Below are 22,576 nucleotides of genomic sequence, written 5' to 3' on the forward strand. Positions count from 1 at the left end.
CGCCCGGCCGGCCCGCCGTACGCCGCGCAGCCCGGCCCGCCGCAGTGCCTGGACAGCGATGCCCGATCCGTCCGCGACGATGCGTCCGCGTCTTCAACGATCCGATTCGCTTGCGCTCTCCACTTCCTCGTCGGCCTCCATCCCGGCGATCCAGTCACGTTTCACCGCGCGCCAGGTCTCGTCGTTGTGACCGAGCCGCCAGTAGCCGGAGATCGAGACCCGCTCCCGCGGGACGCCGCGTTCCAGCAGCAGGTGACGCCGCAGTTCCCTGACGAAGCCGGCCTCGCCGTGGACGAAGGCGCAGACGTCGCCGGCCGGGAAGTCCAGCGCACTCACGGCCGCGACCAGCGCCGCACCCACCTGGCGGTCACCCCGGTGGAGCCACGTGACGCCGACACCGTCGGGGGTTGCGACATCCTGTTCGTCCTCCGGCCCCGCCACCTCGACGAAGGCGTGGACCAGCGCACCGGCCGGCATGCGTTCCAGCGCCGAGGCCATGGCGGGAAGGGCGCTCGCGTCTCCCGCCAGCAGGTGCCAGTCCGCCGTGGGGTCAGGGCTGTAGCTGCCGCCCGGTCCGGCGAACCACACGGTCTCTCCCGGCCGAACTGCGGCCGCCCAAGGCCCCGCCACCCCCTCGTCGCCGTGCACCACGAAGTCCACGGCCAGCTCGCACAGCGCGGCATCCCACGACCGCACCGTGTAGATCCGGGGGACGGGCCACTGCTCAGGGGGAAGCTCGTCCTGTATCCGCCCCGGATCGAAGGGGTGCGGATACTCGATTCCCTCCCGCGGGAACAGCAGCTTGATGAACGGGTCGGCGTACCTCCCGGATTTGAAGGCCGCCACCCCCTGGCCGCCGATCACGACTCGAATCATGTGCGGGGCGATCCACTTCGTGCGGATCACCTCCGCCTCAAAAGCCGGTGTCTGCCGACCCTGCCGTCCGGTCATCACCGCTCCTCCCTGGACACTGCCCCGACTGCCCCGACTGCCCCGGCAGATGGCGACGCGACGCGAAGGAGACCCGCACTGTCGGCCGTGATCTGTTCCGTGCCGCGCCGGGGCGATCCCGCGTGGCTGCGGTCGTTCCGCCCGTGCCGGACAGCCGGGACGGCGAAGGCAGCGGCGGCGGCGAGTACGGCGCTGGCGGTCAGGAACCAGAACGTGGCCGTGTAGCCGGTGTCGTGGGGGAACGGGTGGGCGGTCGTGACCCCGGAGGACAGGATGCTGGCCGTCACCGCGCTGCCGATCGCGCCGCCGATGGTACGGATGTTGGCGTTCATGCCGCTGGCCACGCCGGTCTGCGCCGGCTGGACGGCTTCGACGACGATGGCGGACATCGCGGAGAAGGCGAGGCCGAGGCCGACGCCGAGCAGGGCGGACGCGGTGTAGATCTGCCAAGCGCGGTCGTGGGCCGTGGCCAGGACGGCGAACGGGGCGACGGTGACCAGGCTGCCGGCGATCAGCACGCGCTTGGAGCCGAAGCGGGCGGCCAGCGGCCCGGCCAGCACGCCGAGCACGAACATGCCGCCGGTCAGCGGCAGCATGTAGATCCCGGACTGGGTGACACTCGCGCTGAAGCCGTAGCCGGCGAGGCGCTCGGGCGTCTGGACCAGCTGCGGCAGGAAGGTCATCGTGGTGTACATCCCGACGCCGATGAGCAGGGCGACCAGGTTGGCGGTCCACACCGCCGGGACGCGCATCATCCGCATGTCGATCAGCGGGGCGTCCGAGCGCAGCTCGACCATGACCCAGCAGACTGCGGAGACCACGGCGACCGCGAACAGGCCCAAGATCCGGGTCGAGCCCCAGCCCCACTTCGTCCCCTCGCCGGCGGCCAGCAGCAGGGCCACCAGCCAGACGGAGAGCAGCACCGCGGCGCCCCAGCTGATCCGTCCCGGGGTGCGCACCGGCGACTCGGGGACGAACAGGTAGGTCGCGAGGGCAGCGAGTGCCGTGAGGATCGTCGGTACCCAGAAGAGCCAGTGGTAGTCCAGGTGGTCGACGATCGGTCCGGCCAGGATCAGCCCCAGTCCGACGCCGACGGCGGACAGCGCCGCCGTGACGCCGACGGCGCCGCGGACCTTCTCGGCGGGGAACTCGTCGCGGATGATGCCGAATGCCAGCGGAACCACGGCACCGCCCGCGCCCTGGATAACCCGCGCGACGATCATCGGGCCGATGGAGTGCGAGAGGCCGGCCATCGCGGACCCGGCGGTCAGCGCCGCGAGGGTGACGAGCAGCATCCGCTCCTTGCCGGCCTTGTCGCCGATCCGGCCCAGGATCGGCGTGGCCACGGAGGCGGAGAGCAGGTAGCCGGTCATCATCCAGGTCGCGGTGGACTGGGTGGTGTGCAGGTGCTGCGTCAGGGTCGGCAGGACCGGGACCACCAGCGATTGCAGCAGCGAGTATGCGCCGACGCCGAGCAGCAGGACGGCGAAGGTCAGGTTGTGGTGCGGGCGGGGGCTTTTTCCGTGCATGGGTGTGGGCTCCAGGGAGGACGGGGCGATGCTCCGTAGGGATGTCGAGCCGTGGCCGCGGGCCGCTCGGCGGTGGTGGTAGAGGTGTTCGGTGTGGTCGGGGCCCGGTGGATCTCGCGGGCGCTGGACCGATCGGTTGAGGCAGTGGATGGCCCCGTTCAGGACTCGGGGGCAGTCAGAGGGCCGGTCGGCCTGAACGGGAACCACTCATGAACACCCGTACTGTCAGCGGGCGCTGCCGATGTTGCGGTCGCTGTCGGCGCCCTGGAGCATCAGGGTGGTCTCCTCGATGCGCCGGAAGCGGCCGTCGGGGGCGAACTCGCCGAAGAGGTAGACCTCCACGCGGACGGAGGAGCCGTCGGTCTTGTCGACGTCGATGATGTGCCGGTCGGCGTACAGGTCGCCCTGCACGAGTTCCTCCAGCACACGGATCGCGCCACCCGCGACGATGCCGCGCAGGTGGGCGATGTGAGCCGTGAACTCGCTCCGGTCGGCCCAACTGCCGTCGGTGCGCTGACGGTAGTCCGGGGCGAAGTGCCGGTCCACGGCCTCGGACAGCTCCAGCTCCGGCGTGAAGAGCAGGTCGGTCATGGCGGAGGTGACGTCGGTGCGGAAAGCAGTGCTGGTCATGGCGGTCCTCACAGAAGGGATCGGGAACAAGAGTTCCCGGGTCCGAACGTTGCGTGCGTCGGGCACGCATCTGAAGACTACAGCAGACTGCGTGCGTCGCGCACGCTAATCCGGGAGCGTGCCGAACGACGTAGGGCGCGAGACCGCAGACACACTCGCAGCGCTGCTCAAGCGCGGCACCCGGACCCAGCTGTACCAACACCTGACCGAGGGTCTCGGCGGCGTCGCGGACCTCGTGGGACAGACCCCGCGCCCGCGAGGATGGTCCCGACATCACGTTCGGTGCGAACCAGACCGAGGCCTGCTCTCCACGCCCGGTTGGGGTCGGTCATCTCAGGCCCCGACCAGGGCGCGCAGGTCCTCCGAGGCGTCCCAGCCGTAGGTGGAGAACCCCCGCCCGTCGCCGGAGAGGTAGGCGGTGAGGGCGGCATGCGAGGTGGGGAACATCGGGGTGGGCAGCGCGGCGGTGTCCATCCACAGGACGGCGAGATGCTTGTCCGGCTCGGTGTTCGTCAGCTCGCCCTGCCACGAGGTCGCGGCGAAGACCGAGAGGAGGAACGGGCCCTTGCCGTCCCACCCGGCCTTGACCTGGATGGTGTGGACCAGCCGCAGGTCCTCGGGGGCGACGATCAGGCCCGACTCTTCGTGCAACTCGCGGGCGGCGGCCTCATCCAGGCGCTCGCCTTCCTCGACCCTGCCGCCGGGGACGGTCCAGGCGGGCACCGTGGACCAGGAATCGTTGGCGTAGTGGACGCAGGCGACCTTGCACTCCTTCTCGTCGTGGACGATGACACAGACGGCCTGACGCAGGGACTGCATGGGACTCCAACCGGTAGTGAGGAAAGGGGTGTTCACGCGAAGAGGTTCGGATGGCGCAGCAGGTCGAGCACGGTGCGGGCGTAGCCGAGGACCTCCTCGTCCTGGTGGTGGGCCAGGGCCCAACGCAGGGCGGCGGGACAGTCGATCGCGGCCCACGCCCGGCACGCTTCCTGCACCTGCGGGGTGAACTCGCGCCCGTACCCGGAGGCGAACGCCGCGCCCAGGTCGCCCCGGTGCGGGGCGAGCTGGATCGCGATCCGCATCAGGTCACGGCGCACTGGCTCCTCGACCTGGCTACGCTCGAAGTCGATCACCCCGATCACCAGGCGGCCGTCGTTATCGCGGCGCACGATCCAGTTCCGCGGACCGAAGTCACCGTGGCAGTAGACGAGCCCGGTACGCGGGGGTTTGGTATGGGTCGCGTCGGCCAGGACCTCGATGTCTTCCTCGGTGGGCCGGGCGTCGCGGGCTTGGGCGAGTGTTCGCTCACGCTCAGCGGCCCAGGACCGGTGCTCGCCGACGGGGGCACCGGTCGTCGGCTGCGCGTGGATGACGGCGGCGAGGTGCCCGGCCTGCCGGTACACCTCCTGCGCCTCGGCGGCGGTGAGGGTCGCGCCGGTGACCGGGGTGCCGGGCAGAGCCGTGGCGACGAGGAGCAGCGACCGGGCATCCTCGGCCGTCAGCACCGGGGCCCGGCCGCTGCCGATGGCCGGTGCGAGGCGCCAGTAGCCGGCGGTTTCGCGCTGGTGGAAGAGCAGGTCCTTGTAACGCTTGGCGAACAGCTGGCGCCCGTCGTCAGCGACGACCTCCCAGACGGCCGGGTGCCCGGTACGGGCGAGGGACCGCGCGCCCACCGGCTCGTAGGGGCCCGCGGTTGCGCGCAGCAGCCGGTCGACGTCGTTCGGACGGGCGGCGGCGCTCACGCGGTCCACCCGACGGTGGACAGAGCGCTGCCGCGGGTGACCTCGGTGAGCGCGTGGACGGTGCAGGGCGCGGTGTCGACCTCGAGGAGGCCGAGGTGGCCGCCGACGACGAGCGTCAGCGGGTCCTCGCCGGCGGCTGGCCACAGGGTGTGGTCGCGGGGGTTCACACGGTCCTCCCTGACCGGAGGACCGCGGCGAGCAGCGGCAGGTAGTGCTGCATGTAGGACGGAACCTTGAGCAGTGACACCTCGTCGGGGGGCACCATGCGCACTGCCAGGCCCTCGTCGCCGAGCCGCAGGTCCGACTCGGGTCCGTCCCAGACGGTGTGCAGGACGCGGGTGAGCGGGAGGCCGAGGTCCTGGTGCGGGCCGGGAAGGGGCTGCAAGTCGGAGACGGTGATCCCGGCCTCCTCGGCGACCTCGCGGACCGCGGTCTCCTGGTCCGTCTCCGTGCCCTCGCGCCAGCCCCCGATCGGAGTCCAGAATCCGGGCCAGGGCATGCCCGGCCGGTCCTCGCGCTGATGCATCAGCAGCCGGCCCGCGGGGTCGGTGACGAAGACCAGGACGCCCTCGAAGTCGTCGTCATGCGGGGCGGGGCGTTCCAGGTAGAGCGTGACACCGGCGCGGTGGGCGCGCAGGACTTGCCGGAGGCGCTGGTAGCGGTACGGCTCCATGAGCGCGTGCCAGTCGTGCGCGGTCTCGAACCGCCACTCGGTGTGCTCGGCCGGGTCGAGGCGGATCCGTGCCTGCTGCTCGGGGGTGAGGACGCCGCCGTCGAAGACGTAGCCGCAGACCGGCGCCGGGTACTCGGGCCCGGCCTGTTCGTGGATGACGGCGATCAGGCGCCGTTGGGCGACGATCTCGGGATTTTCCGCGGCGAGGACGAGGCCCAGCTCCTCCTCGGCCTCGATCAGCGCGGTGGCGAACGGTGTGCTGCCGTGCTCGACGTTGCCGCCGGGGAAGTTCCACACGGCCGGGTTGATCGTCGAGCGCATGCCGAGGATGCGGCCCTGCGGGTCGGTGATCAGGAAGCTTCCGTAGGTCGTGGGTCGGGCGATGGTGGTGATGTAGCCGCCGACCGGCCGCCAGCCGGGGACGGCCAGGCGCTGGGCGAGCCACCGGACGACATCTCGATGCCCGTCTTCGGCCTGCGGCAGGGCGTCCGCGCTCGCCCACTGATGGCCGTCGTGGTCGTGGGAGAGACGGATCGGTGTGCTGTCCGGGACGACGGTGGTGAAGACGAATTGCCGCACGCGTCTGCCGTGCTGGTTGGTGAAGTCGAGGTGCCGGGCGTACTCCAGCGGCCACCCGGTGAGCCCCGTCTCCTCGGTGAGTACACGGGCCGCGCCGGCCGGGATGCTCTCGCCGTCCTCCCGGGCGCCGCCCGGGTACTCCCACAGGCCCGGCAGGACGTCCTGCGGGGCCCGGCGGATCGTCAGGATCCGACTGGAGGCGTCGCGTACTACGACGCCGACGCAGATCCGTTCGATGCCTTCACGGGCTGCCAGGTCCGTGAGTGTTCCGAAGTCGATCAATGGCGGGGCTCCTCGGTGGCGCGGGCGGGCACGGCCGGTCGGCCGGAAGGCCGGATCCGGGTGCTGAAGGTCGGGCTGTTCACGGGGCTCCTCCGGGGTCGGCGGTGTTCGGGCACGAGAGGCCCGCCCGTCGGCCCGTGGGTGCATCAAGTGCGCTGCTAGGAAGTTGAGTTGAATGGCTTCACGAGTGGGGAGGTGGCCGATGATGGTGCTGTTCGAACGTGTCGTTCAAGTGGATTTCCTCTGGGCGAGCCCGGGTCGAACGGGGACATTTCGAGCACCTTCCCGGCTCGGTCCAGGGCTTCCTCCAGCCGGTCGTGGAGGGGGCCGGGCAGGGCAGCACAGTCCAGTGCGCAGACGGCGAGCGCCCGTTCGAGCGCCTTGCGCCGACCCGGTTCGAGGCGGTTGCGGACGCCCTCGTGGGTGAGGAGGTCACGGAGGGCGTAGCCGTCACCGGATTCACCCGTTCGGCTGGTCAGTTGTGCCAGGAGGCCTCGGCGGCGGCGCGGTGGGCGATGCGGGCGAGCCCGGCGTAGCCGTGGCAGGCGGACAGGTCGGTGGTTTCGGCGAGGGCTTTCGGGTCCACCAGCGCGGCGGCCAGCGCGCTCTCGGCGTCGTATCGCAGGCGCAAATCGGCGAGGGCGACTGCGGCGAGTTGCTGGGCGCGGGCGATGCCGGCAGGCCGCGTAGTTGTGCAGCAGCGAGCCGAGGACGTCATTCGCGTCCCCCCTTTACGTGGGCGCTGGGGAAGAGGCGCGGGCCACCGCGCGGGCCGCCCGGCGGGGGTGGACGAGGAGCTGGCGGCGGGTGAGCGGCTGCTCGGGCAGGGCGATCTCGGCCCAGACCTTCTTGCCCCGCGTGGTGTGCTGGGCCCCATGGGCGAGGGCCAGGCGCTCGACCAGGAACATGCCCCGGCCGGCCTCCGCGTCCCGGGCCCGGGGCCTGGTGACGGGGCAGGCACTGCGAGCCGTCGTAGACCTCGATGATCAGGCGCCGCAGGTCGAGATTGGCATGCACCCCGACGGTGAGCACCGCCCCGGTGGTGTGCCGCACCGCGTTGGTGACGAGTTCCGAGATCACGGTGTCCAGGGCCAGTCGGCTGTCGTTGTCCGTGCGGACGCCCCACTGTCTGATCAGCCGGCCGAGCCGTTGGCGGCTGACGGGGACGGAGAAAGGGTCGCGGACCAGGAAGAAGCTGCTGCTGCACACGCGCATGTCGAAGGAACCCTTCGGGGCGTCAGGCCGGAGCCGCTGGCTTGGAGGGGCCGAGTGGGGGGAAGGAACCGGTCTCGCCCGATCTCCGCTCGGCTGGTACACAGTCAACTACCGTGTGTAGTAGCTCTGGTGGTGCCAGCAAGGGGTGCATTTTTCGCGCGGGGGCCGCTTTGGGGGGCCAGAATCGGGCACCAGTCAGTCAGACGCTTGGGGGACGGGCATGATGGCACCAGACGGCATCGGCGCCGTGCTGAGGCGGATCCGGGAGACGGCCGAACTCACCCGCGACGAACAGGCCCTGCTCTTACAGGATGCTCAGCGGGGCACGTGGTTCGACGCGGAGAACCTGAAGCGTTGGGAGACCGAGCGGCGTCTGCCCACCCCGAGGTGGCATCAGCTGCTGGCCGACGGGTACGGGCTCTCGGTGGAGGAGATCGCCCGAGCAGTGGCCACCTCGCGGCGCTGGCGCAGGCTTCACCAGCAGCCGATGGAGGACGACGGGGAGGAGGGTACGGCGGTGAATCGACGACAGTTTCTCGGCGCGGCGGCACTGGCGACAGGGGTCGCCGCGCTGCCAGGCATCGCGGAGGCGCGAGAGGGGATCGACGCCGGACTGTCCGGCTCCGACGCCGGCGATCTCGCTTGCCTCGCCGGGGCGTTCGAACGCCACCGCGGCGGCTACCACGGTCGGGCGCCGGGGGTCGTGCTGGCTCAGATGCGTCAGGACCTCGGCCTCCTGCAAGACGTCCTCAGCCGCCCGCACCCCGCCGGCACCCGTACCGACCTGGCGCGGACGGCGGCCGGGATCACCGGCCTGGTCGCGATCATCCAGCACGACCGAGGCGACCAGCGCGACTCCCACGGCTGGTTCGCCACCGCCGAGAAGGCCGCGCGCGAATCCGGCGACCGGAACATGCTCGCCTGGGTCCTGGCCCGGCACGCGATGGTCCCGCTCAACTACGGCGCCCCGAACGCCGCCGCGAGCCTGGCCATCAGCGCTCGCCGCGAGGCGGGCCGAACCACCACGGCCGCCGCAGCCCTGGCCGCCGCCGTCACCGCAAGGGCCCTGGCCTGCATCGGTGACCACCGAGCGGCCCTTCACGCGGTCGCCGACGCCCGCAACATCGCCGAACACCTCACCACCGCGCAGGCCGCCGACACCTGGTTCGGCTACCCGCTCCAGAAACACCACGTCCACCTGTCCCAGGCGTTCACGCTGATGGGCCGCACCCGCGAGGCCAACGCCGAACAGGAAGCAGCCCTCGCCCTCACCAGATCGCCGTCCGTCATGACCCGGGCCCTGCTGACCATGGACACCGCGACGTGCCTGAACATGGACGGCGACCCGGCCACCGCCGCCGACATGGCAGTCGGGGTCTGGCGGCAGCTACCCGAGGCGTACCGGGACGGCCTGATCCGGTCCCGCACCGAGGCCCTGCACCAGTCGCTCGTGGGCCCAGCTCATGCGCAGCTCGGGGAAGCTCTCGCCGGCTGACCAGGTCGGACCTGGCGGGGGCGCGGTCCGGAGCAATCAACGGATGCGCGTGAACAATGACCGGGCCGCCCTGGCCGTCGACGCCCGCCGTCGGTGGCTGCGGGTCGACCGGACCTCGCCGGCCCTGGGCGACGGCTCACCACCTGCTGGCGCAGACCACCCAGCTGCCGGCCGCAACCTTCCACCGGGGTACTGGCGTGATCCTGGAGCGCCTCGCTGGCGACCATCGGCTGCTGACCTGCCTGGTGGCTGAGATCGAGTTCGATTGGGAACGGCTCGCCGCCAGCAAGGTCACCCTGCTGCTCGACCGCCTGTGCCTCTACAAGGCCGACAGGCGGGGCTTCGAGATCCGGGTCCGGCCGGTCGGGTTCAGCCGCAGGTGTCGCAGATCCCGGCGCTCGGGAGCTCGATCGAACAGGTGGGGCAGACCGGAGCCTTCCGCTCGGCCGCGGCGGCCGCGCGCCGCCGGGAGACGACATCCTGGTAGCGGGGCGCGAGCGCCGGACTTCCGCCACCCGCGGGCAGCGAAGCGCAGTACTTCCGGTAGCAGGCCAGGCGGGAACCGGCGGCGTGCACCTCGCGATCGTGCTCCCCGGCGGCGGCCGGAAGCCCCGCCACCTGGAGCACCTCGCGGTAGCCCTCGCCGACCATGCCGTCGTCGGCGTGCACCACCAACGCCGTCAGCGGCGGATCACCGCGCCGGTGCGCCTCGACGACGCCCCCGCCGAGCACCCGGCCGATCCAGTTCTGCAGCAGAGCACGGGTACGGATCCCCGAGGCGTCCTGCACGGCCCTGCCCAGCTCGCCGTAGGTGATGACCGCACGGTAGCTCCCGGCCACCTCCACCAGCAGCGGGTACGCCGCGGCCCGCCACGCCGCCACCGCCTCCGCGTACGGCACCGGCACGGTCACGCCGTCCGCCACCCGCCAGTACCCGAGCTGCTGCCCGCTGCCGTCCTGCCGCCCGCCCTCGCGCTGCGCCACGTCCACACCCGTCCCCACACCGCTACCCGGCCACGCCGTTCCCTGACCTCAGAGGCTACGCCGTACTGCCGCTGCAGCGAGGTGAGTTGGCGATCCGCGGGCGAACGGAGAACCGGGTGCGGGTGCGCTGCGCCGGACGGTCAGTGGATGCCCGAGTCGGGGTTCAGCTCGTCCCACTCCCGGCGGGCGGCGGCGATGGCGCCGCGGTGCTCGGACGACCAGTCGGCGAGGGCCCGCACCAGGTGGGTCAGGCTGTGGCCCATCGGGGTCAGGGCGTACTCGACCTGCGGCGGGACGGTCGGGTGGACGGTCCTGGTGAGCAGCCCGTCACGTTCCAGCCGCCGCACGGTCAGCGTCAGCATCCGCTGCGAGATGCCCGGAACGGCGCGCTGCAGTTGGCGGAAGCGGCGCATGCCCTGCGCCAGTTCGACGACCACCAGGACCGACCACTTGTCGCCGATGCGGTCGAGGACGTCGCGGATGCCGCAGTCCTCGTGCTCGTCGCCGCAGCTGACGACGGGCCTGGTGGTTACCTCCGTGTGCCCCGCTGACATGGAAGTGCCTCCTTACGCGGTGCGGCGGCCGGGCCGCAGGATGATCACGGTTACCGAAGAGAACCTACCCCTGTGGGAGATACCGATGATCCTCATCACCGGCGCCACCGGCGCCCTGGGCACCCTGATCGCCGAGCGGCTGGCTGCCGGCGCCGAAGACCGTCCCCAAGTCCCGTCCGCAAGCTCCGCCGATGCATCCGCCGAGATCGTGCTCGGCACCCGTGACCCCGAGCGGGTCCGGGTGCCGCTGCCCGTGCGGCGCATCGACTTCGACGCTCCCGACACCCTCACCGAAGGCTTCGCGGGCGTCGACGTGCTGCTGCTCATCTCCGCCGGCTACGGCGAGGACGACACCGTCATCGCCCGCCACGGTGCGGCTGTCGACGCGGCCGAGAAGGCGGGCGTACGGCACATCGTCTACACCAGCCTGAGCGCGGACGGCGACCACCTGCCCTACGCCCTCGCGCACCGCTGGACCGAGCGCCGGCTGCGCGAGGGAACGGCGCAGTGGACGATCCTGCGCAACGGCCTGTACGCGGAACGGCTGGGCGGGCTCGCCGCTCCCGACGCGGACGGCAGGCTGACCGTCCCGCTGGGGGAGGGGCGCCTGGCCGCCGTCGCCCGCGCGGACCTCGCGGAGGCCGCGGCCCGGGTGGTCCTGCGGGTGGAGGACCACGCGGGACGGACGTACGAACTCGTCGGCGAGCAGGCCATCGGCGGCGCGGACCTGGCGGCAGCCCGCGGCCCGCACGTGAGCTACGAGCCCGAGACGCTCGCCGAGGCCCGCCGCCGGCTGACCGCCTTCGGCGTCGACCCGTTCCAGGTGCCGATGCTGGTGGGCACGTACTCCGCCATCGCCGCAGGCTTCCTGGACCGCACCGGCACCGACCTGCGCCACCTGCTCGGCCGGGCGCCCCGTCCGGCGCTCGACGTCATCGCGGCGCTCACCCGGTAGCTCGGGCGGGTAGTCAACGGGGGCGTGAGGGACCGGGCCCTTCCGTGCCGGACCTGTCAGGGACCCCTGCCCGGAAGGACCCGGGCCGCCAACCTATCGCCCACGGCGGAACGCGTTCTCGTGGCCACGCCGGGAACATCGAATCCCTTGACGTGGCGTCACCTCGGTCGCGGCAGTTCAGCCGTCGTCGTCGCCGTGGGCCGGCCGTCCGTCAGCGGGGGTCGGCGGTGAAGGGGCCCTGCTCGACGAAGCGGCGCAGATGGAGGGCGAAGGTGCGGGCCTCGTCCTGGGGCCAGGAGGCGAGGGATTCCTCGATGCTGGCCGCCAGCCGTTGCCTGGTGGCCGAGATGGTGGTGAGGCCCTCCGGGGTGAGGGCGAGCAGCGTGGCGCGGCCGTCGGCGGGGTCCGGCTGGCGCTGGAGCAGGGCGGCCCGTTCCAGCCGGTCGGCGCGCCGGGTCACGGTCGTCCGGTCCAGCCCGACCTCGCGGCCGAGGTCGGCGGCGCTGCACGGGCCGGTCCTGGCCAGCCCGCTGAGGATGGGGTAGGTGAGTTCGTCGACCGCCTCGCCCAGCCCCTCGGTGAGATGGGCGTAGAGGCGGGCGCGGGTGCTCCGCCGCAGGAGCAGCCCCAGCGCGTCGGCGATGTCCTGTCCGGTCGTGGTCGTCATGGACCAAGGCTAGCGTGCTCTGCGCACGCTTCTGCGGTCCGGCGGCGGTCTGTCGTTCCGGCTTCGCCGTCGGGTCGTCCGGCACCGGTGTCACATCCCGGGTGCGGGATCCGTCGTAGGGGTGCAGGCACCACACCCCACTGATGATGGAGACCGCGATGAACACCACCACCACAACCGTGAGCGACACCGCCGCTGATGGCACCGGGACCGGCGTGCTGGCCTCGAGGATGTCGGACCCGTCGGAGCTGGTCCCGGAGCTGAAGGAGGTGGGTGCCTCGCTGTACCGGGCGGTCGGGAACCGGTCGGTGCCGCGGACGACGATCGGGCTGGTGCAGCTGCGGGCGGGGCAGATCGTCGGGTCGACGTACCTGACGGCGATGCACTCCGGTCTGCTGCGCAAGGCGGGCGAGAGCGCGGAGCGGATCGACGCGGTGGCGACGTGGCAGGGAGCGCCGTACTTCACCGAGGCCGAGCGGGTGGCGCTGGCCCTGGCGGAGGCGGTACTGACCGCCGGTCCGTACGGTGAGCGGGTGCCGGACGAGCTGTACGCGCGGGCGGCCGCCTGCTACGAGCCGAAGGCACTGGCGACGCTGGCCCTCGCGATCGGCCAGGTGAACTTCTTCGTCCCGCTCGCCCTGATCGGCAAGCCGGTCCCGGGCGTCGGCCTCTCGGAGCAGTGGACCTGACGCCGCACCCCACGGCCGGCCCCGAACCCCGCAACCCGCGCCGAGGGTTGCGGGGTTCGGGCCTGTCGCCCGGTCGCGGAGTGGTCAGCGGGTGGTCAGGACGGGGTCAGCGGGCCGGTGCATCGTAAGGCACGTGAACGGCCTCCGGATGGTGAGGGTCACCGGAGGCCGTGAACAGGGAGAGGTGCCCGGAGTGGTTGATCGGGGACCAGGGCCTTCGGGCCCGGATCGGGTGCCTTCGGGCGCCCACGCAGGTTCGAATCCTGCCCTCTCCGCGCCAGGGTGGCCGTGGCCGCCGCAGTGCGACCGTGTTCCGGCCTCACCCCCCCCGGGCCGTGAGCGGGTCCACCGCTGCGGGCCACAGTCCGGTGGCCCGTCCCTCCGGGGTCGGAAACGGACGGCGCCTCCCGTCTCCCCCTCGGGAGGGGGGAGAAGGGAGGCGCCGGGTGTGGGTCAGCCGCAGTGCGAGTTGTACTCGTACGCGTAGACGCCGTTGATCTCGCCGCCCCAGTCGACGCAGGAGTGCGCCGCGCTCACGTACACGGGGCCGGCGTAGGTGCCGTAGTTGCCCGAGTCGGCCGTCCACGGGGCGCCGGCGAGGGAGACCTTCGCCGCCATCGGGAGCTTGGCACCCGGGTTGTCGCGGACGGTGACCACACAGTTCTTGCCGGTGGAGCTGCTGTAGGTCAGGTAGACGGTACCCAGGCCCGGCAGGGACTGGGCGTCGATCACACCGTAGCTCGAGCCGCACGCGCCGTTGTAGGACGCGGCGTTGGCCACCGACGGCATCATCGTCACGCCGGCGGCAGCGAGCGCCAGGACACCGGCGCCGGTGGCAGTGCGCTTGAAGATCTGCTTCACGATTCCACTCCAACTCATCAGACAGGAACGGTTACGCGGTGCTTTTGGCCGGTCCGCGAAGCGGGTCGGCCGCGATCACGCATTGCCATAGTGTTCGAACGAAGTATCGCGGCCGTCTCGCCGGTGTAGCGCGGTGGTGATACGGATTCTCGGGGGTTCGATCAAGCCAACTTGGCTTGTTTCAAGGGGAGAAGGCGACTCCTTGGCAATCGGGGCGGATGCCGGATTTCGCCCCGCCGCCCCATCTGTCAGGTGCATGTGTTCGATTTTGTGCGCGGCCGGGAGGGGCGCTCAGCACTGCCAGAGGAAGACGGCCCGGTCACAGGGCCCGCAGGCGAAGGCGAACGCCTTTCCGCTGCCGAAGTTCATGGCGGTGGAGGCACACGGACCCTCTTCGAGCTGGGCGACCAGCGCCATCGACTCCGCGCAGCCCGCGCAGGTCGGCGTCTCGTCGTACTGCAACCACGCGGGACGGCCGCCGAGTTGGCCGAGGATCTGCCGCGTGCCGTCTCCGGTGCGGTCCGCCCACTCCCGGCGGGCAGCGAAGTAGTCGGCGGTCGGCCAGGGCACCAGTGCCACGCCGTTCACGGCCCCCAACCGGAGGACTTCCTCGTCGAACTCACCGTCTTCTGCGTCGAGTTCGGGTGCAGCCATCGGCTGCAGACCCGCGGCGGGGTGGAGCAGGGCACGGTTGCCGCCAGCCGTCGGGCTCCACTCCTCGCACGATCCGGGATCGTTCTGGCACATGAACAGCGCCATGACACGGGCGACCCCGACGCTCGACGACCGGCCGTCCCGGGCCGTCCAGCAGGATCTGGGCCAGGAACTGCATCGGCCCGCCGCACGTCGCACACCTGGGCCACATCGCCCCCGCCGGTGCCAGTGGGATCCCTCCGGTACGCGTCACCAGGGCATCGGCCTCGACCGGACCCGCGTATGTCATCAGCTCTGTCGTCATGCCACCGGACCCTATGGCGCCGCTCCGACACCGCCTCCTGGCAGGGTGTTGCGAAAGCCGATCAGGGTGTCTTGTCATATCGGGCGGCGATACCTCGCCAGGCCTTCAGCTTGCTGATCAGGCGCTCGACGGTGTTCCGCTCTGATCGGGTGGCCGAGTCCCTGAGCGGAGTCCCGCCTGCGCCCGGCACTTCCGTGTGGCCCGGCCGTGGGGCTGCGCCGGGCGGCGGAAGCTCCACGATGCCGAGGAGCGGGACGAGGTGCGATCCGGCGGTGGTGTCGCCCGTCAGGCCCCGAACAGGGCGAGGGTGTCGGTGACGGTCTGCAGCAGGCTGTCCGCGTCGGCGCCGTTGCGGGAGCGGAGGTTGACGCCGTAGGCGAGCAGGGCGAGGGTTTCGGCGGCGGCGCCGGTGGCCAGGTGCGGGGACAGCTGGCCGTCGCGGCGGGCGACGTCGAGGGCGGTGTGCAGCGCGTCGCGGAGTTGGCGGTGGTGGTCGTCGAGCAGTGCCCGAACCTCCGGGTCGTGGTGTTCGGTGCCCAGATGGGCGTTGACGACCATGCAGCCCCAGCCCGCGTGCTCGCCCGAGCACCGGACCGCGATCAGCCCGCCGAAGAAGTCCCGCACGGCGGGCAGGCCCCGGCCGTCGTCGGCGAGTTGACGGAAGGCCGGCTGTGCGCGGTGTCGCAGGTAGCGGCGCAGCGCGGCGTGGTAGAGCTGCTGCTTGCCGCCGAAGGTGGCGTAGAGGCTGGAGCGGTTCAGCCCGGTCGCGGCGACGACGTCCTGGATCGAGGCCTCGGCCGCGCCGTGCTGCCAGAACAGTCGCTCGGCGCGCTCGAGCGCCAGCTCCGGGTCGAAGTGCTTGATGTCGGGCATGGCGGACGGCTCCCGGGTACTTGAAATGGTTGTTCCAAGATAGCCCTTGACGGCAGATCTGACAGTCCATCATCCTGGAACGACCGGTTCAAGTTCGGCGATCCAGATCCCACCCCCGAGAAAGGGCGACCCCTGTGAGCCTTCACGACCAGCTGCGCGGCGTGCACGAGAACCGGAGTCAGTTTCTCCCGGCGGAGGCCATCGAGGTCATGGACCGCAACGGGCGCGAGCTCGCCGCCTCCGGCCTGGCGCAGCGCGCGCTCGGCGTGGGCGCCCCGGCTCCGCGGTTCACGCTGCCTGCGGCCACCGGGCAGCGCGTCGCGCTGGACGGGCTGCTGGCCGACGGGCCGGTCGTGCTGACCTTCTACCGTGGTGCCTGGTGCCCCTTCTGCAACCTCGCGCTGCGCACCCTCCAGGAGCAGCACGACGCGATCACCAGCCGTGGTGCCCGTCTGGTGGCCGTCTCCCCGCAGATCCCCGACGAGTCCCTGACCCTGGCCGAGAAGGAGCGGCTGGCCTTCGACGTGCTCAGCGACATCGGCTCCGAGGTCGCGGCACGGTTCGGCATCGCCTTCGACCTCTCCGACGAACTGGGCACCCTCTACGACCAGTTGGGCTTCGACCTGAAGCGCGTCAACGCCGGCCACTCCCGTACGCTGCCGCTGCCCGCGACCTTCGTCATCGACCGCACCGGCACCATCCGCTGGGCCTTCGTCCAGACCGACTACACCCTGCGCGCCGAGCCCGCTGACATCCTGGCCGCCTTGGACGCGCTCGACTGAGGGGCGAGGCCGCGGCCGGGGCGCCTATCTGGCCGTGATCAAGAGGTGGTTCTGGTGAGGTCTTGATCCGGATCGGGGTCCTGTCATTTCGGCTGGCGATGCCTCGCCAGGCCTTCAGCTTGTTGATCAGGCGCTCGACGGTGTTCCGGTCCTTGTAGAGCTCGGCGTCGTGGCTGACGGGCCCGCCGCCCTCGCTGCCCTTCTTCTTGCGAACGGAGCTCTGGTCCTTCTTCTCCGGGATGACGGCCTTGATGTGGCGTTTGCGCAGGTGGTTGCGGTTGCCGCGGGACGAGTAGGCCTTGTCTCCGGCCACGGCATCGGGCCGGGTTCGGGAACGGCCGATTGGCCCGCGGACCCGGACCTTCTTCAGCACGGGGATGAACTGCAGGCTGTCGGCGGCCTGCCCCTCGGTCAGGACGAACGCCAGCGGGCGGCACTCGCGCTCGCCGACGATGCGGACCTTGCTGGTCCGCCCGCCTCTGGAACGTCCGAGCAGGGCGGCCCTCAGGCGGAGCTCGCATCAGCGTCGGATGCGCCGCCGCTCTTGCCGCTCCCGGTCGCCCGAGCCGCCTTGCCCGTCTTGTTCCGGCGGGCCACCCTCTCTGCCGGGCCGTCTCCGCCTCCTCGGCGGCTTTCTTCAAGGCAGCCAAGGCGTCGGGGTCCAGGTGCATCCCGGCGGCATCACGATGGGCTCGGACAGTGGTGGAGTTCTCCAGGTGTGCCAGGGCCGGCGCCGCCGGACCGACGGGGGTGGACAGTTGGCCGTTCCCGGGACGAGCGCCCCCGTCCGCCAGCAGACTGGTACGCGTCGACGGTCCGGTGGGCTCTTCTCCCTTGAGCAGTTGGTCTGTTGGGGCTGTCGTGGGCGGGCTGGATCGGTTGTGCACCGCGATCACCACGGTGTGGCGCGGGTACGGATGGGTGGGGACGGCACGGATGGACGAGATCAGTCTCAGTGAAGCGCTGTGGCAGTTGCGGTCGGAGTTGTACCAGGCGCAGACCGACGGCGCGGGGCAGCAGCTGAGGTTCGAGGTGGAGAAGGCGGAACTGGAGCTGGAGGTCGAGTTCCGGCGGGACGGCAACGGCAAGGTGAAGGTGTCCGTCGGCGCCCTGGGCGCGAAGGGCGAGGCCGAGGCTGGTGGGGCGCGCGGGGCCGTCCGGCGGGAGCGGCTCACCCTCACCCTGAACGTTCTGGACGGGGCCGTCGGCCCCGGGGCGCGCTTCCAGGTCGAGCGCGGTGCCCCGGTCCCCGGCGCGTACACCGGGACGCCGGGCCCCGCCTACGGCGCTCAGCCGTCCGAGCTGCTGCCGCCCGAGCCCTGGGACGAGTGACGTGGACCCGAAGAGGCTGGTACTGATCCGCGTCGGGGACGCACCGAACGGCACCGGCTACCTGATCGGGCCCCGGCTGGTCCTGACGAGCCGCCACGTCGTGCGCGCCCTGGAGGAGTGGTTGAGCGTGCGTGTCGGGCACCCGGTCCTGAGCACGGAGCTGCACCGGCGCGGCGTCCGCGTCTGCTGGCCCACCTCCCGCGACCACGTTCCCGACACGGTGGACGTGGCGCTGCTGTGGCTGGACGAGCCCGTCGACGTGGGCGGTTCCCCGCCCGTGCGGTGGGGCCGCCCGGCCGGGGCCGCCCTGCTGTCGTACGAGGGCCTGGGCTTCCCGTCGTTCGCCGACGACGGCGGGGAACCGCAGGTGGAGCACCTTCGGGGCGACCTGCCCCCGGCCGGTACCTCCAGGACCGGCGGGGGATGGGTCCTGGACACCCCGATCTGGCCCGAGCACCGGAGGGGACGCAACGGCGCGTCGCCGTGGGCGGGGGTTTCGGGCAGCGCCGTCTTCTGCGAGGGACGGCTGGTCGGTGTCGTCACCGAGGCCGACCCGGCACTCGGGCAGCGCCGCCTGCACGCCCAGCCGGTCCACCCCTTGTTCGGGATCCCGCGGTTCGCCGACCTCCTGTCACGGCACGGTGACCGCCGGATCCTGCCCGACCTGGAGTCGGTCGAAGCCAGGAAGGGCCCGGTCCACTGGCCGGTCCTGGAGGGCAGGCTCCCGCCCGAACCCAGTGCCTTCCAACCGCGGACCGCGGTGTGCGAGGTCATCGACGAAGCGCGGGAGAGGTCCGGCACCGTCGTCCTGTCCCAGGTTCTGGCCGGCCAGGGCGGGGTCGGCAAGACCCAGCTCGCGGCGCACTACGCCCGCCGGGCCATCGACGAGGGCACCGACCTGGTGATGTGGGTGGACGCCACGCGGCCGGCCGGTGTGCTGGAGGCGTACGCACGCACCGCGGTGAAGGTGCGGGTGCCCGGGGTCGGCGGACAGCCGGAGACCGTCGAGCAGGACGCGGCCGCGTTCCTGGCCTGGCTCGCCACCACCGAGAGATCCTGGCTGGTCGTCCTCGACAACATCACCGACCAGACCCTCGGCGACCTGTGGCCCGCCACGAGCCGCGGAGGGCGCGGACGGGTGATCGCCACCAGCCGGCTGCGGGGGGCCGAGGCCAGCGACGCCGGGCGCGCACTGGTGGACGTCGGCGTCTACTCGGCTTGCGAGTCTGCCTCCTACCTGCATGAGCGCCTCGAAGCCGCCCGCTGCTCCCACTTGCTGGACGCCGGGAGCGCCGACCTCGCCGAGGCGCTCGGGCACCTGCCGCTGGCGCTCGCCTATGCGGCCGCCTACATGATCCAGCGGCGGCGCAGCAGCAGCCAGTACCTCCAGTCGTTCCGTGAGCGAGGCCGGTCCTTGGAGGAGGTCCTACCGGGGCGCGATGGCGTCGACGGCTACCAACTGTCCGTTGCTGTGGCCCTCCTGCTGTCCCTCGACGCGGTCCGGCAGGAGGATCCGATCACCGTGCACGCGCTGGTGCTGGCCTCGCTCCTCGACCCCGCCGGCCATCCCGAGGCCCTGTGGGCGACCGTGCCGGTTCTGGAGCACCTTGCCCGCGCCCGCGCCGGAGCGGTGGGGCGCGAGCGCGGCACCATGCCGCGGGTGGAGGAAGTGGACGCGCTCGACGCCCTGGCCGTCCTGCACAACTACAGCCTCGTCACCCTCACCGAGGAACCGAACCGGCAGGTCACAATCCACGCGCTCACCGCCCGCGCCACCCTCGACACCACCCCCGTCGGCGAACACCCGCACAGTGCGGCCGCCGACGCGCTCCTCGCCCTGTGGCCCGGGGAGGACCACGAGAACCGCGAGCTCGCCGTCGTCCTGCGGGCCAACGCCGAAGCGCTGCAAGGGAACGCCGGCGGACTCCTCTGGCACTTCGACAGTGCCGACCCCCACGCCCACCATCTGCTGTTCCGCTACGGCGACAGCCTCATCGACGCCGGCCTGGCCGCCGCCGCCACCGCCCACTGGAACCAGCTGGCCCTCGACGGCGGGCGCCTCCTCGGCCCCGACCATCCCGACGCGCTCCGCGCCCGCGCCCACCTCGCCATCGCGTACCGGCAGGCCGGACGCTTCGACGACGCGGTCTCCACCGGGGAGCGGGCCCTGGCGGACCTCGAACGCCTCCTGGGCCCCGACCACCCCCACACCCTGGCCACCCGGGGCAACCTCGCCCTCGCCCACCAGCAGGCCGGACACCTCGACGGTGCCGTGGCCATCGGGGAGCAGGTCCTTGCCGGCTACGAGCGCGCCCTGGGGCCCGACCATCCCCGAACGCTCATCGCGCGAGGCATCCTGGCGCTCTGCTACGAGCAGGCCGGGCGCACCGGCCACGCCATGCCACTGCTGGAACGGGCAGCGGCCGACAACGCGCGGATCCTCGGCCCGGACCACCCCAACAGCCTCACGGCACGGGGCAACCTCGCCCTCGGCCACCAGGAAGCCGGGCGCACAGCCCACGCCACCGCCCTGCTCGAACAGCTGGTGGCCGACTGCCGACGGGTCCTCGGTCCCGACCATCCTGACACCCTCGGTGCCCTCGGCAACCTCGCGGACTCGTACCACGCGGCCGGACGGAACGAACAGGCCCTGGCCGTCAGGGAACAGGTCCTCGCCGACCGCGTACGGCTCCTGGGTCCCGATCACCCCCACAGCCTCACGGCCCGGGCCGGCCTCGCCCTCTCGTATTTCCAGGTCGGGCGCACGGACGAGGCTGTCCGCCTCGAGGAGGAGGTGGCGGCCGACAGCGCGCGCGTCCTGGGCCCCGACCACCCCCATACCCTCACGGCCCGTGGAAACCTGGCCTCGTCCTGCTGGCAGGTCGGGCGCGGCGACGAAGCCGTCGCCCTCCTGACGGAGGTGGCTGCCGACCAGGCACGGCTCCTGGGAACCGGTCACCCCAGGGCGCTTACCGCCCGCATCGATCTCGCAGCCCTGCTCGTGCGCACGGGCCGCACCGACGAGGCCGCTTCCCTCCTGGGGCAGGTGATGACCGAGGCCCCTGACTCGCTCGCCGCGCGCGGCGTCCTCGCCGCCTGCCATCGGCGCGCCGGACGGACCGGGGAGGCCCTCGCTCTGCTCGAACGGCTTGCCGCCGAGAGCGTCCGCGCCCGGGGGGCCGAGCATCCCGAAACCATCGGCGTCCGTGCTGAACTCGCCGTCTGTCTCCTGCAGGCAGGAGACACCGCCCAGGCCGTCACGCTGCTGGAACGTGTGGCGGTCGACCGCACGCGCGTCCTGGGCTCCGACCATCCCGACACCCTCACCACCCGCGGTGACCTCGCCCTCGCCCGCCAGGAGGCCGGACTCACCGCCGACGCCGTCACGCTGCTGGAACGTGTGGCGGCCCACAGCGAACGAGTCCTGCGCGCGCACCACCCCGTCACCCTCACGGTGCGGAGCAACCTCGCCATGGTCTACCAGGAAGCCGGACGCACCGCCGAGGCAGTCCGCCTCGGGGAAGAGGTCCTCGCCGACAAGACGCGGCTCCTCGGCCCTGACCACCCCGAGACCCTCACCGTCCGCGGCAATCTCGCCCTCGCCCGCCAGGAGGCCGGACTCACCGCCGACGCCGTCACGCTGCTGGAACGGGTGGCGGCCGACCACGCACGCGTCCTGGGCCCCCACCACCCCGACACCCTCACCGCCCGCGGCAACCTCGCCACGGCCTACCACCAAGCCGGACGTCTCGACGATGCCGTGGACGTCGGGGAGGAGGTCCTCGCTGACAAAGAGCAGCTTCTCGGCTCCGACCACCCCAGCACCCTCACCGCCCGCGGCAACCTCGCCACGGCCTACCACCAGGCCGGACGTCTCGGCGACGCCGTGGACTCCGGGGAGGAGGTCCTCGCCGACAAGACACGGCTCCTCGGCCCGGACCACCCCAGCACCCTCACCGCCCGCGGCAACCTCGCCGCGTTCTACCGACAGGCCGGGCGCACCGCCGACGCCACCCAGCTGCTGGAACGCGTGGCGGCCGACCGTGCGCGGATCCTCGGCCCCGACCACCCCGACACCCTCTCCGCACGTGGCAGCCTCGCCAGCTGCTACTGGGAAACGGGGCGCTTCGACGAAGCCACCGCATTGGAGGAGCAGGTCCTCGCCGACAAGGTACGGATCCTGGGCCCACAGCACCCGGACACACTGACAGCCCTCAGCGATCTGTCCCTCTCCTACCACAGCGCGGGCCGCAACGACGAGGCCATCGCCATCGGAGAACAGGTCCTGGCCATCCGCCGCCAAGTCCTGGGCCCACAGCACCCGGACACCCTGCTCTCCCACGGCAACCTCGCTCCCTTCTACCGCCTCGCCGGGCGTCTCCAGGAGGCCGTCGCCGTCGGAGAGCAGGTCCTGGCCGCCCGGAACCGGATCCTGGGCCCCCACCACCCCCAGACCCTCACCGCCCAGAGCGGCCTCGGGGTGTCCTACCGGCTCGTCGGGCGCCTCGACGAGGCCATCGCCGTCGGGGAGCAGGCCCTGGCTGTCTGCGACCTGGCCTTGGGCCCGGACCACCCCCAGACCTTCACCGCCGGCCACAACCTCGGCTCCTCGTACCGGCAGGCCGGACGCACCAACGAGGCCATCAGCCTGTTGACGTCCGTCGTGGAGGGCCGGACCCGGATTCTGGGGCAGGCACACCCGGACACGGCAAACGCGCGGGCGGAACTGACAGCGGTACTGGGCGAACGGGGGCATCCCCCGCGGCCCTCCAACACGGACCGAGCCTGACGCCCCACCAGCCCACGACGGCACACCGCCCCGTGC

At 72.0% G+C, this 22,576-nt stretch carries 21 protein-coding genes, 1 tRNA gene and 2 pseudogenes; 7 read left to right on the top strand and 17 right to left on the bottom strand.

The features are described from left to right. Window positions 1-93: 93 nt before the first annotated feature. From AB0D08_RS12250 to AB0D08_RS12290, 9 genes are all read right to left on the bottom strand, one after another. Complete coding sequence (locus tag AB0D08_RS12250) at window positions 94-951, bottom strand: siderophore-interacting protein (protein ID WP_359888174.1); 858 nt, start codon at window positions 949-951, stop codon at window positions 94-96. Next, window positions 951-2,480: an MFS transporter gene (locus tag AB0D08_RS12255; protein ID WP_359888177.1), complete on the bottom strand. Its 1,530-nt coding sequence runs from the start codon at window positions 2,478-2,480 to the stop codon at window positions 951-953. The genes AB0D08_RS12250 and AB0D08_RS12255 overlap by 1 nt, the downstream gene beginning before the upstream one ends. Before the next feature lie 225 nt (window positions 2,481-2,705). Continuing rightward, the gene (locus tag AB0D08_RS12260) at window positions 2,706-3,110 is read right to left on the bottom strand and encodes a nuclear transport factor 2 family protein (RefSeq protein ID WP_359888178.1); all 405 of its coding nucleotides are present in this window, start codon (window positions 3,108-3,110) and stop codon (window positions 2,706-2,708) included. Between the two features lie 333 nt (window positions 3,111-3,443). Then, a complete protein-coding gene (locus AB0D08_RS12265; protein ID WP_359888181.1) occupies window positions 3,444-3,929 on the bottom strand; it encodes an NUDIX domain-containing protein in 486 nt (161 codons plus the stop codon). Window positions 3,930-3,961: 32 nt separating this feature from the next. Then, a complete protein-coding gene (locus tag AB0D08_RS12270; RefSeq protein ID WP_359888184.1) occupies window positions 3,962-4,852 on the bottom strand; it encodes an aminoglycoside phosphotransferase family protein in 891 nt (296 codons plus the stop codon). Continuing rightward, complete coding sequence (locus tag AB0D08_RS12275; RefSeq protein WP_359888186.1) at window positions 4,849-5,019, bottom strand: hypothetical protein; 171 nt, start codon at window positions 5,017-5,019, stop codon at window positions 4,849-4,851. Before AB0D08_RS12275 ends, AB0D08_RS12270 begins: the two co-directional genes overlap by 4 nt. Then, on the bottom strand, window positions 5,016-6,386 hold the full coding sequence (locus AB0D08_RS12280) for an NUDIX hydrolase (protein WP_359888189.1): 1,371 nt from the start codon (window positions 6,384-6,386) through the stop codon (window positions 5,016-5,018). Before AB0D08_RS12280 ends, AB0D08_RS12275 begins: the two co-directional genes overlap by 4 nt. Before the next feature lie 475 nt (window positions 6,387-6,861). After that, window positions 6,862-7,104, bottom strand: coding sequence for a hypothetical protein (locus tag AB0D08_RS12285; protein ID WP_149038569.1), 243 nt, complete (start codon window positions 7,102-7,104; stop codon window positions 6,862-6,864). 13 nt (window positions 7,105-7,117) lie between these two features. Beyond that, a complete protein-coding gene (locus AB0D08_RS12290) occupies window positions 7,118-7,294 on the bottom strand; it encodes a hypothetical protein (protein ID WP_359888192.1) in 177 nt (58 codons plus the stop codon). Between the two features lie 527 nt (window positions 7,295-7,821). On the opposite strand from AB0D08_RS12290, the gene AB0D08_RS12295 reads away from it, so the two are divergent. Then, a complete protein-coding gene (locus AB0D08_RS12295; RefSeq protein ID WP_359888194.1) occupies window positions 7,822-9,096 on the top strand; it encodes a helix-turn-helix domain-containing protein in 1,275 nt (424 codons plus the stop codon). A 369-nt stretch (window positions 9,097-9,465) separates the two neighbouring features. Here AB0D08_RS12295 and AB0D08_RS12300 read toward each other — a convergent pair whose 3' ends face one another. Together AB0D08_RS12300 and AB0D08_RS12305 are read right to left on the bottom strand one after the other, a co-directional pair. After that, window positions 9,466-10,086 (bottom strand): hypothetical protein, encoded by a 621-nt coding sequence (locus tag AB0D08_RS12300; protein ID WP_359888197.1) that lies wholly within the window; start codon window positions 10,084-10,086, stop codon window positions 9,466-9,468. 134 nt (window positions 10,087-10,220) lie between these two features. Further along, on the bottom strand, window positions 10,221-10,634 hold the full coding sequence (locus tag AB0D08_RS12305) for a helix-turn-helix domain-containing protein (protein ID WP_359888200.1): 414 nt from the start codon (window positions 10,632-10,634) through the stop codon (window positions 10,221-10,223). A gap of 85 nt (window positions 10,635-10,719) precedes the next feature. Between AB0D08_RS12305 and AB0D08_RS12310 the strand changes: the two genes are divergently transcribed. Then, on the top strand, window positions 10,720-11,589 hold the full coding sequence (locus AB0D08_RS12310; RefSeq protein ID WP_359888203.1) for an NAD(P)H-binding protein: 870 nt from the start codon (window positions 10,720-10,722) through the stop codon (window positions 11,587-11,589). A 211-nt stretch (window positions 11,590-11,800) separates the two neighbouring features. Here AB0D08_RS12310 and AB0D08_RS12315 read toward each other — a convergent pair whose 3' ends face one another. Continuing rightward, entirely contained in the window at window positions 11,801-12,256 is a 456-nt protein-coding gene (locus tag AB0D08_RS12315; RefSeq protein ID WP_359888206.1) for a MarR family transcriptional regulator, read from the bottom strand. A gap of 230 nt (window positions 12,257-12,486) precedes the next feature. Between AB0D08_RS12315 and AB0D08_RS12320 the strand changes: the two genes are divergently transcribed. Both AB0D08_RS12320 and AB0D08_RS12325 read left to right on the top strand, forming a co-directional pair. Continuing rightward, entirely contained in the window at window positions 12,487-12,945 is a 459-nt protein-coding gene (locus AB0D08_RS12320) for a carboxymuconolactone decarboxylase family protein (RefSeq protein ID WP_359888235.1), read from the top strand. A gap of 178 nt (window positions 12,946-13,123) precedes the next feature. After that, window positions 13,124-13,220, top strand: a tRNA-OTHER gene (locus tag AB0D08_RS12325). Between the two features lie 178 nt (window positions 13,221-13,398). On the opposite strand, the gene AB0D08_RS12330 is transcribed toward AB0D08_RS12325, so the two are convergent. The 4 genes and pseudogenes from AB0D08_RS12330 to AB0D08_RS12345 form a co-directional block, all read right to left on the bottom strand. Then, complete coding sequence (locus tag AB0D08_RS12330; protein ID WP_033824490.1) at window positions 13,399-13,806, bottom strand: hypothetical protein; 408 nt, start codon at window positions 13,804-13,806, stop codon at window positions 13,399-13,401. Window positions 13,807-14,097: 291 nt separating this feature from the next. After that, window positions 14,098-14,565 (bottom strand): hypothetical protein, encoded by a 468-nt coding sequence (locus AB0D08_RS12335; protein WP_359888209.1) that lies wholly within the window; start codon window positions 14,563-14,565, stop codon window positions 14,098-14,100. 263 nt (window positions 14,566-14,828) lie between these two features. Next, window positions 14,829-14,906: pseudogene (locus AB0D08_RS12340) on the bottom strand (IS5/IS1182 family transposase); the annotation flags it as partial. Between the two features lie 143 nt (window positions 14,907-15,049). Further along, entirely contained in the window at window positions 15,050-15,637 is a 588-nt protein-coding gene (locus AB0D08_RS12345; protein ID WP_033824488.1) for a TetR/AcrR family transcriptional regulator, read from the bottom strand. A gap of 134 nt (window positions 15,638-15,771) precedes the next feature. On the opposite strand from AB0D08_RS12345, the gene AB0D08_RS12350 reads away from it, so the two are divergent. Further along, a complete protein-coding gene (locus AB0D08_RS12350; RefSeq protein WP_359888212.1) occupies window positions 15,772-16,419 on the top strand; it encodes a peroxiredoxin-like family protein in 648 nt (215 codons plus the stop codon). A gap of 73 nt (window positions 16,420-16,492) precedes the next feature. On the opposite strand, the pseudogene AB0D08_RS12355 reads toward AB0D08_RS12350, so the two are convergent. After that, window positions 16,493-17,135 (bottom strand): annotated as a pseudogene (locus AB0D08_RS12355) (transposase); the annotation flags it as partial. Window positions 17,136-17,355: 220 nt separating this feature from the next. Here AB0D08_RS12355 and AB0D08_RS12360 point away from each other — a divergent pair. Further along, a complete protein-coding gene (locus AB0D08_RS12360; RefSeq protein WP_051814010.1) occupies window positions 17,356-17,751 on the top strand; it encodes a trypco2 family protein in 396 nt (131 codons plus the stop codon). 1 nt (window position 17,752) lies between these two features. Next, entirely contained in the window at window positions 17,753-22,540 is a 4,788-nt protein-coding gene (locus AB0D08_RS12365) for a tetratricopeptide repeat protein (RefSeq protein WP_359888215.1), read from the top strand. The last annotated feature ends 36 nt before the right edge of the window (window positions 22,541-22,576 follow it).

It is taken from the genome of Kitasatospora sp. NPDC048540 (genome assembly GCF_040651175.1).
In the GTDB taxonomy this organism is placed as follows: domain Bacteria; phylum Actinomycetota; class Actinomycetes; order Streptomycetales; family Streptomycetaceae; genus Kitasatospora.

Bases quoted from the DNA above. Each gene is read 5' to 3' on its own strand.
- AB0D08_RS12315 (WP_359888206.1), bottom strand. From the start codon at position 12,256: ATGACGACCACGACCGGACAGGACATCGCCGACGCGCTGGGGCTGCTC.
- AB0D08_RS12290 (WP_359888192.1), bottom strand. From the start codon at position 7,294: ATGTTCCTGGTCGAGCGCCTGGCCCTCGCCCATGGGGCCCAGCACACC.
- AB0D08_RS12265 (WP_359888181.1), bottom strand. From the start codon at position 3,929: ATGCAGTCCCTGCGTCAGGCCGTCTGTGTCATCGTCCACGACGAGAAG.
- AB0D08_RS12335 (WP_359888209.1), bottom strand. From the start codon at position 14,565: ATGGCGCTGTTCATGTGCCAGAACGATCCCGGATCGTGCGAGGAGTGG.
- AB0D08_RS12320 (WP_359888235.1), top strand. From the start codon at position 12,487: ATGTCGGACCCGTCGGAGCTGGTCCCGGAGCTGAAGGAGGTGGGTGCC.
- AB0D08_RS12305 (WP_359888200.1), bottom strand. From the start codon at position 10,634: ATGTCAGCGGGGCACACGGAGGTAACCACCAGGCCCGTCGTCAGCTGC.
- AB0D08_RS12250 (WP_359888174.1), bottom strand. From the start codon at position 951: ATGACCGGACGGCAGGGTCGGCAGACACCGGCTTTTGAGGCGGAGGTG.
- AB0D08_RS12345 (WP_033824488.1), bottom strand. From the start codon at position 15,637: ATGCCCGACATCAAGCACTTCGACCCGGAGCTGGCGCTCGAGCGCGCC.
- AB0D08_RS12255 (WP_359888177.1), bottom strand. From the start codon at position 2,480: ATGCACGGAAAAAGCCCCCGCCCGCACCACAACCTGACCTTCGCCGTC.
- AB0D08_RS12310 (WP_359888203.1), top strand. From the start codon at position 10,720: ATGATCCTCATCACCGGCGCCACCGGCGCCCTGGGCACCCTGATCGCC.
- AB0D08_RS12295 (WP_359888194.1), top strand. From the start codon at position 7,822: ATGATGGCACCAGACGGCATCGGCGCCGTGCTGAGGCGGATCCGGGAG.
- AB0D08_RS12260 (WP_359888178.1), bottom strand. From the start codon at position 3,110: ATGACCAGCACTGCTTTCCGCACCGACGTCACCTCCGCCATGACCGAC.
- AB0D08_RS12285 (WP_149038569.1), bottom strand. From the start codon at position 7,104: ATGACGTCCTCGGCTCGCTGCTGCACAACTACGCGGCCTGCCGGCATC.
- AB0D08_RS12360 (WP_051814010.1), top strand. From the start codon at position 17,356: ATGGACGAGATCAGTCTCAGTGAAGCGCTGTGGCAGTTGCGGTCGGAG.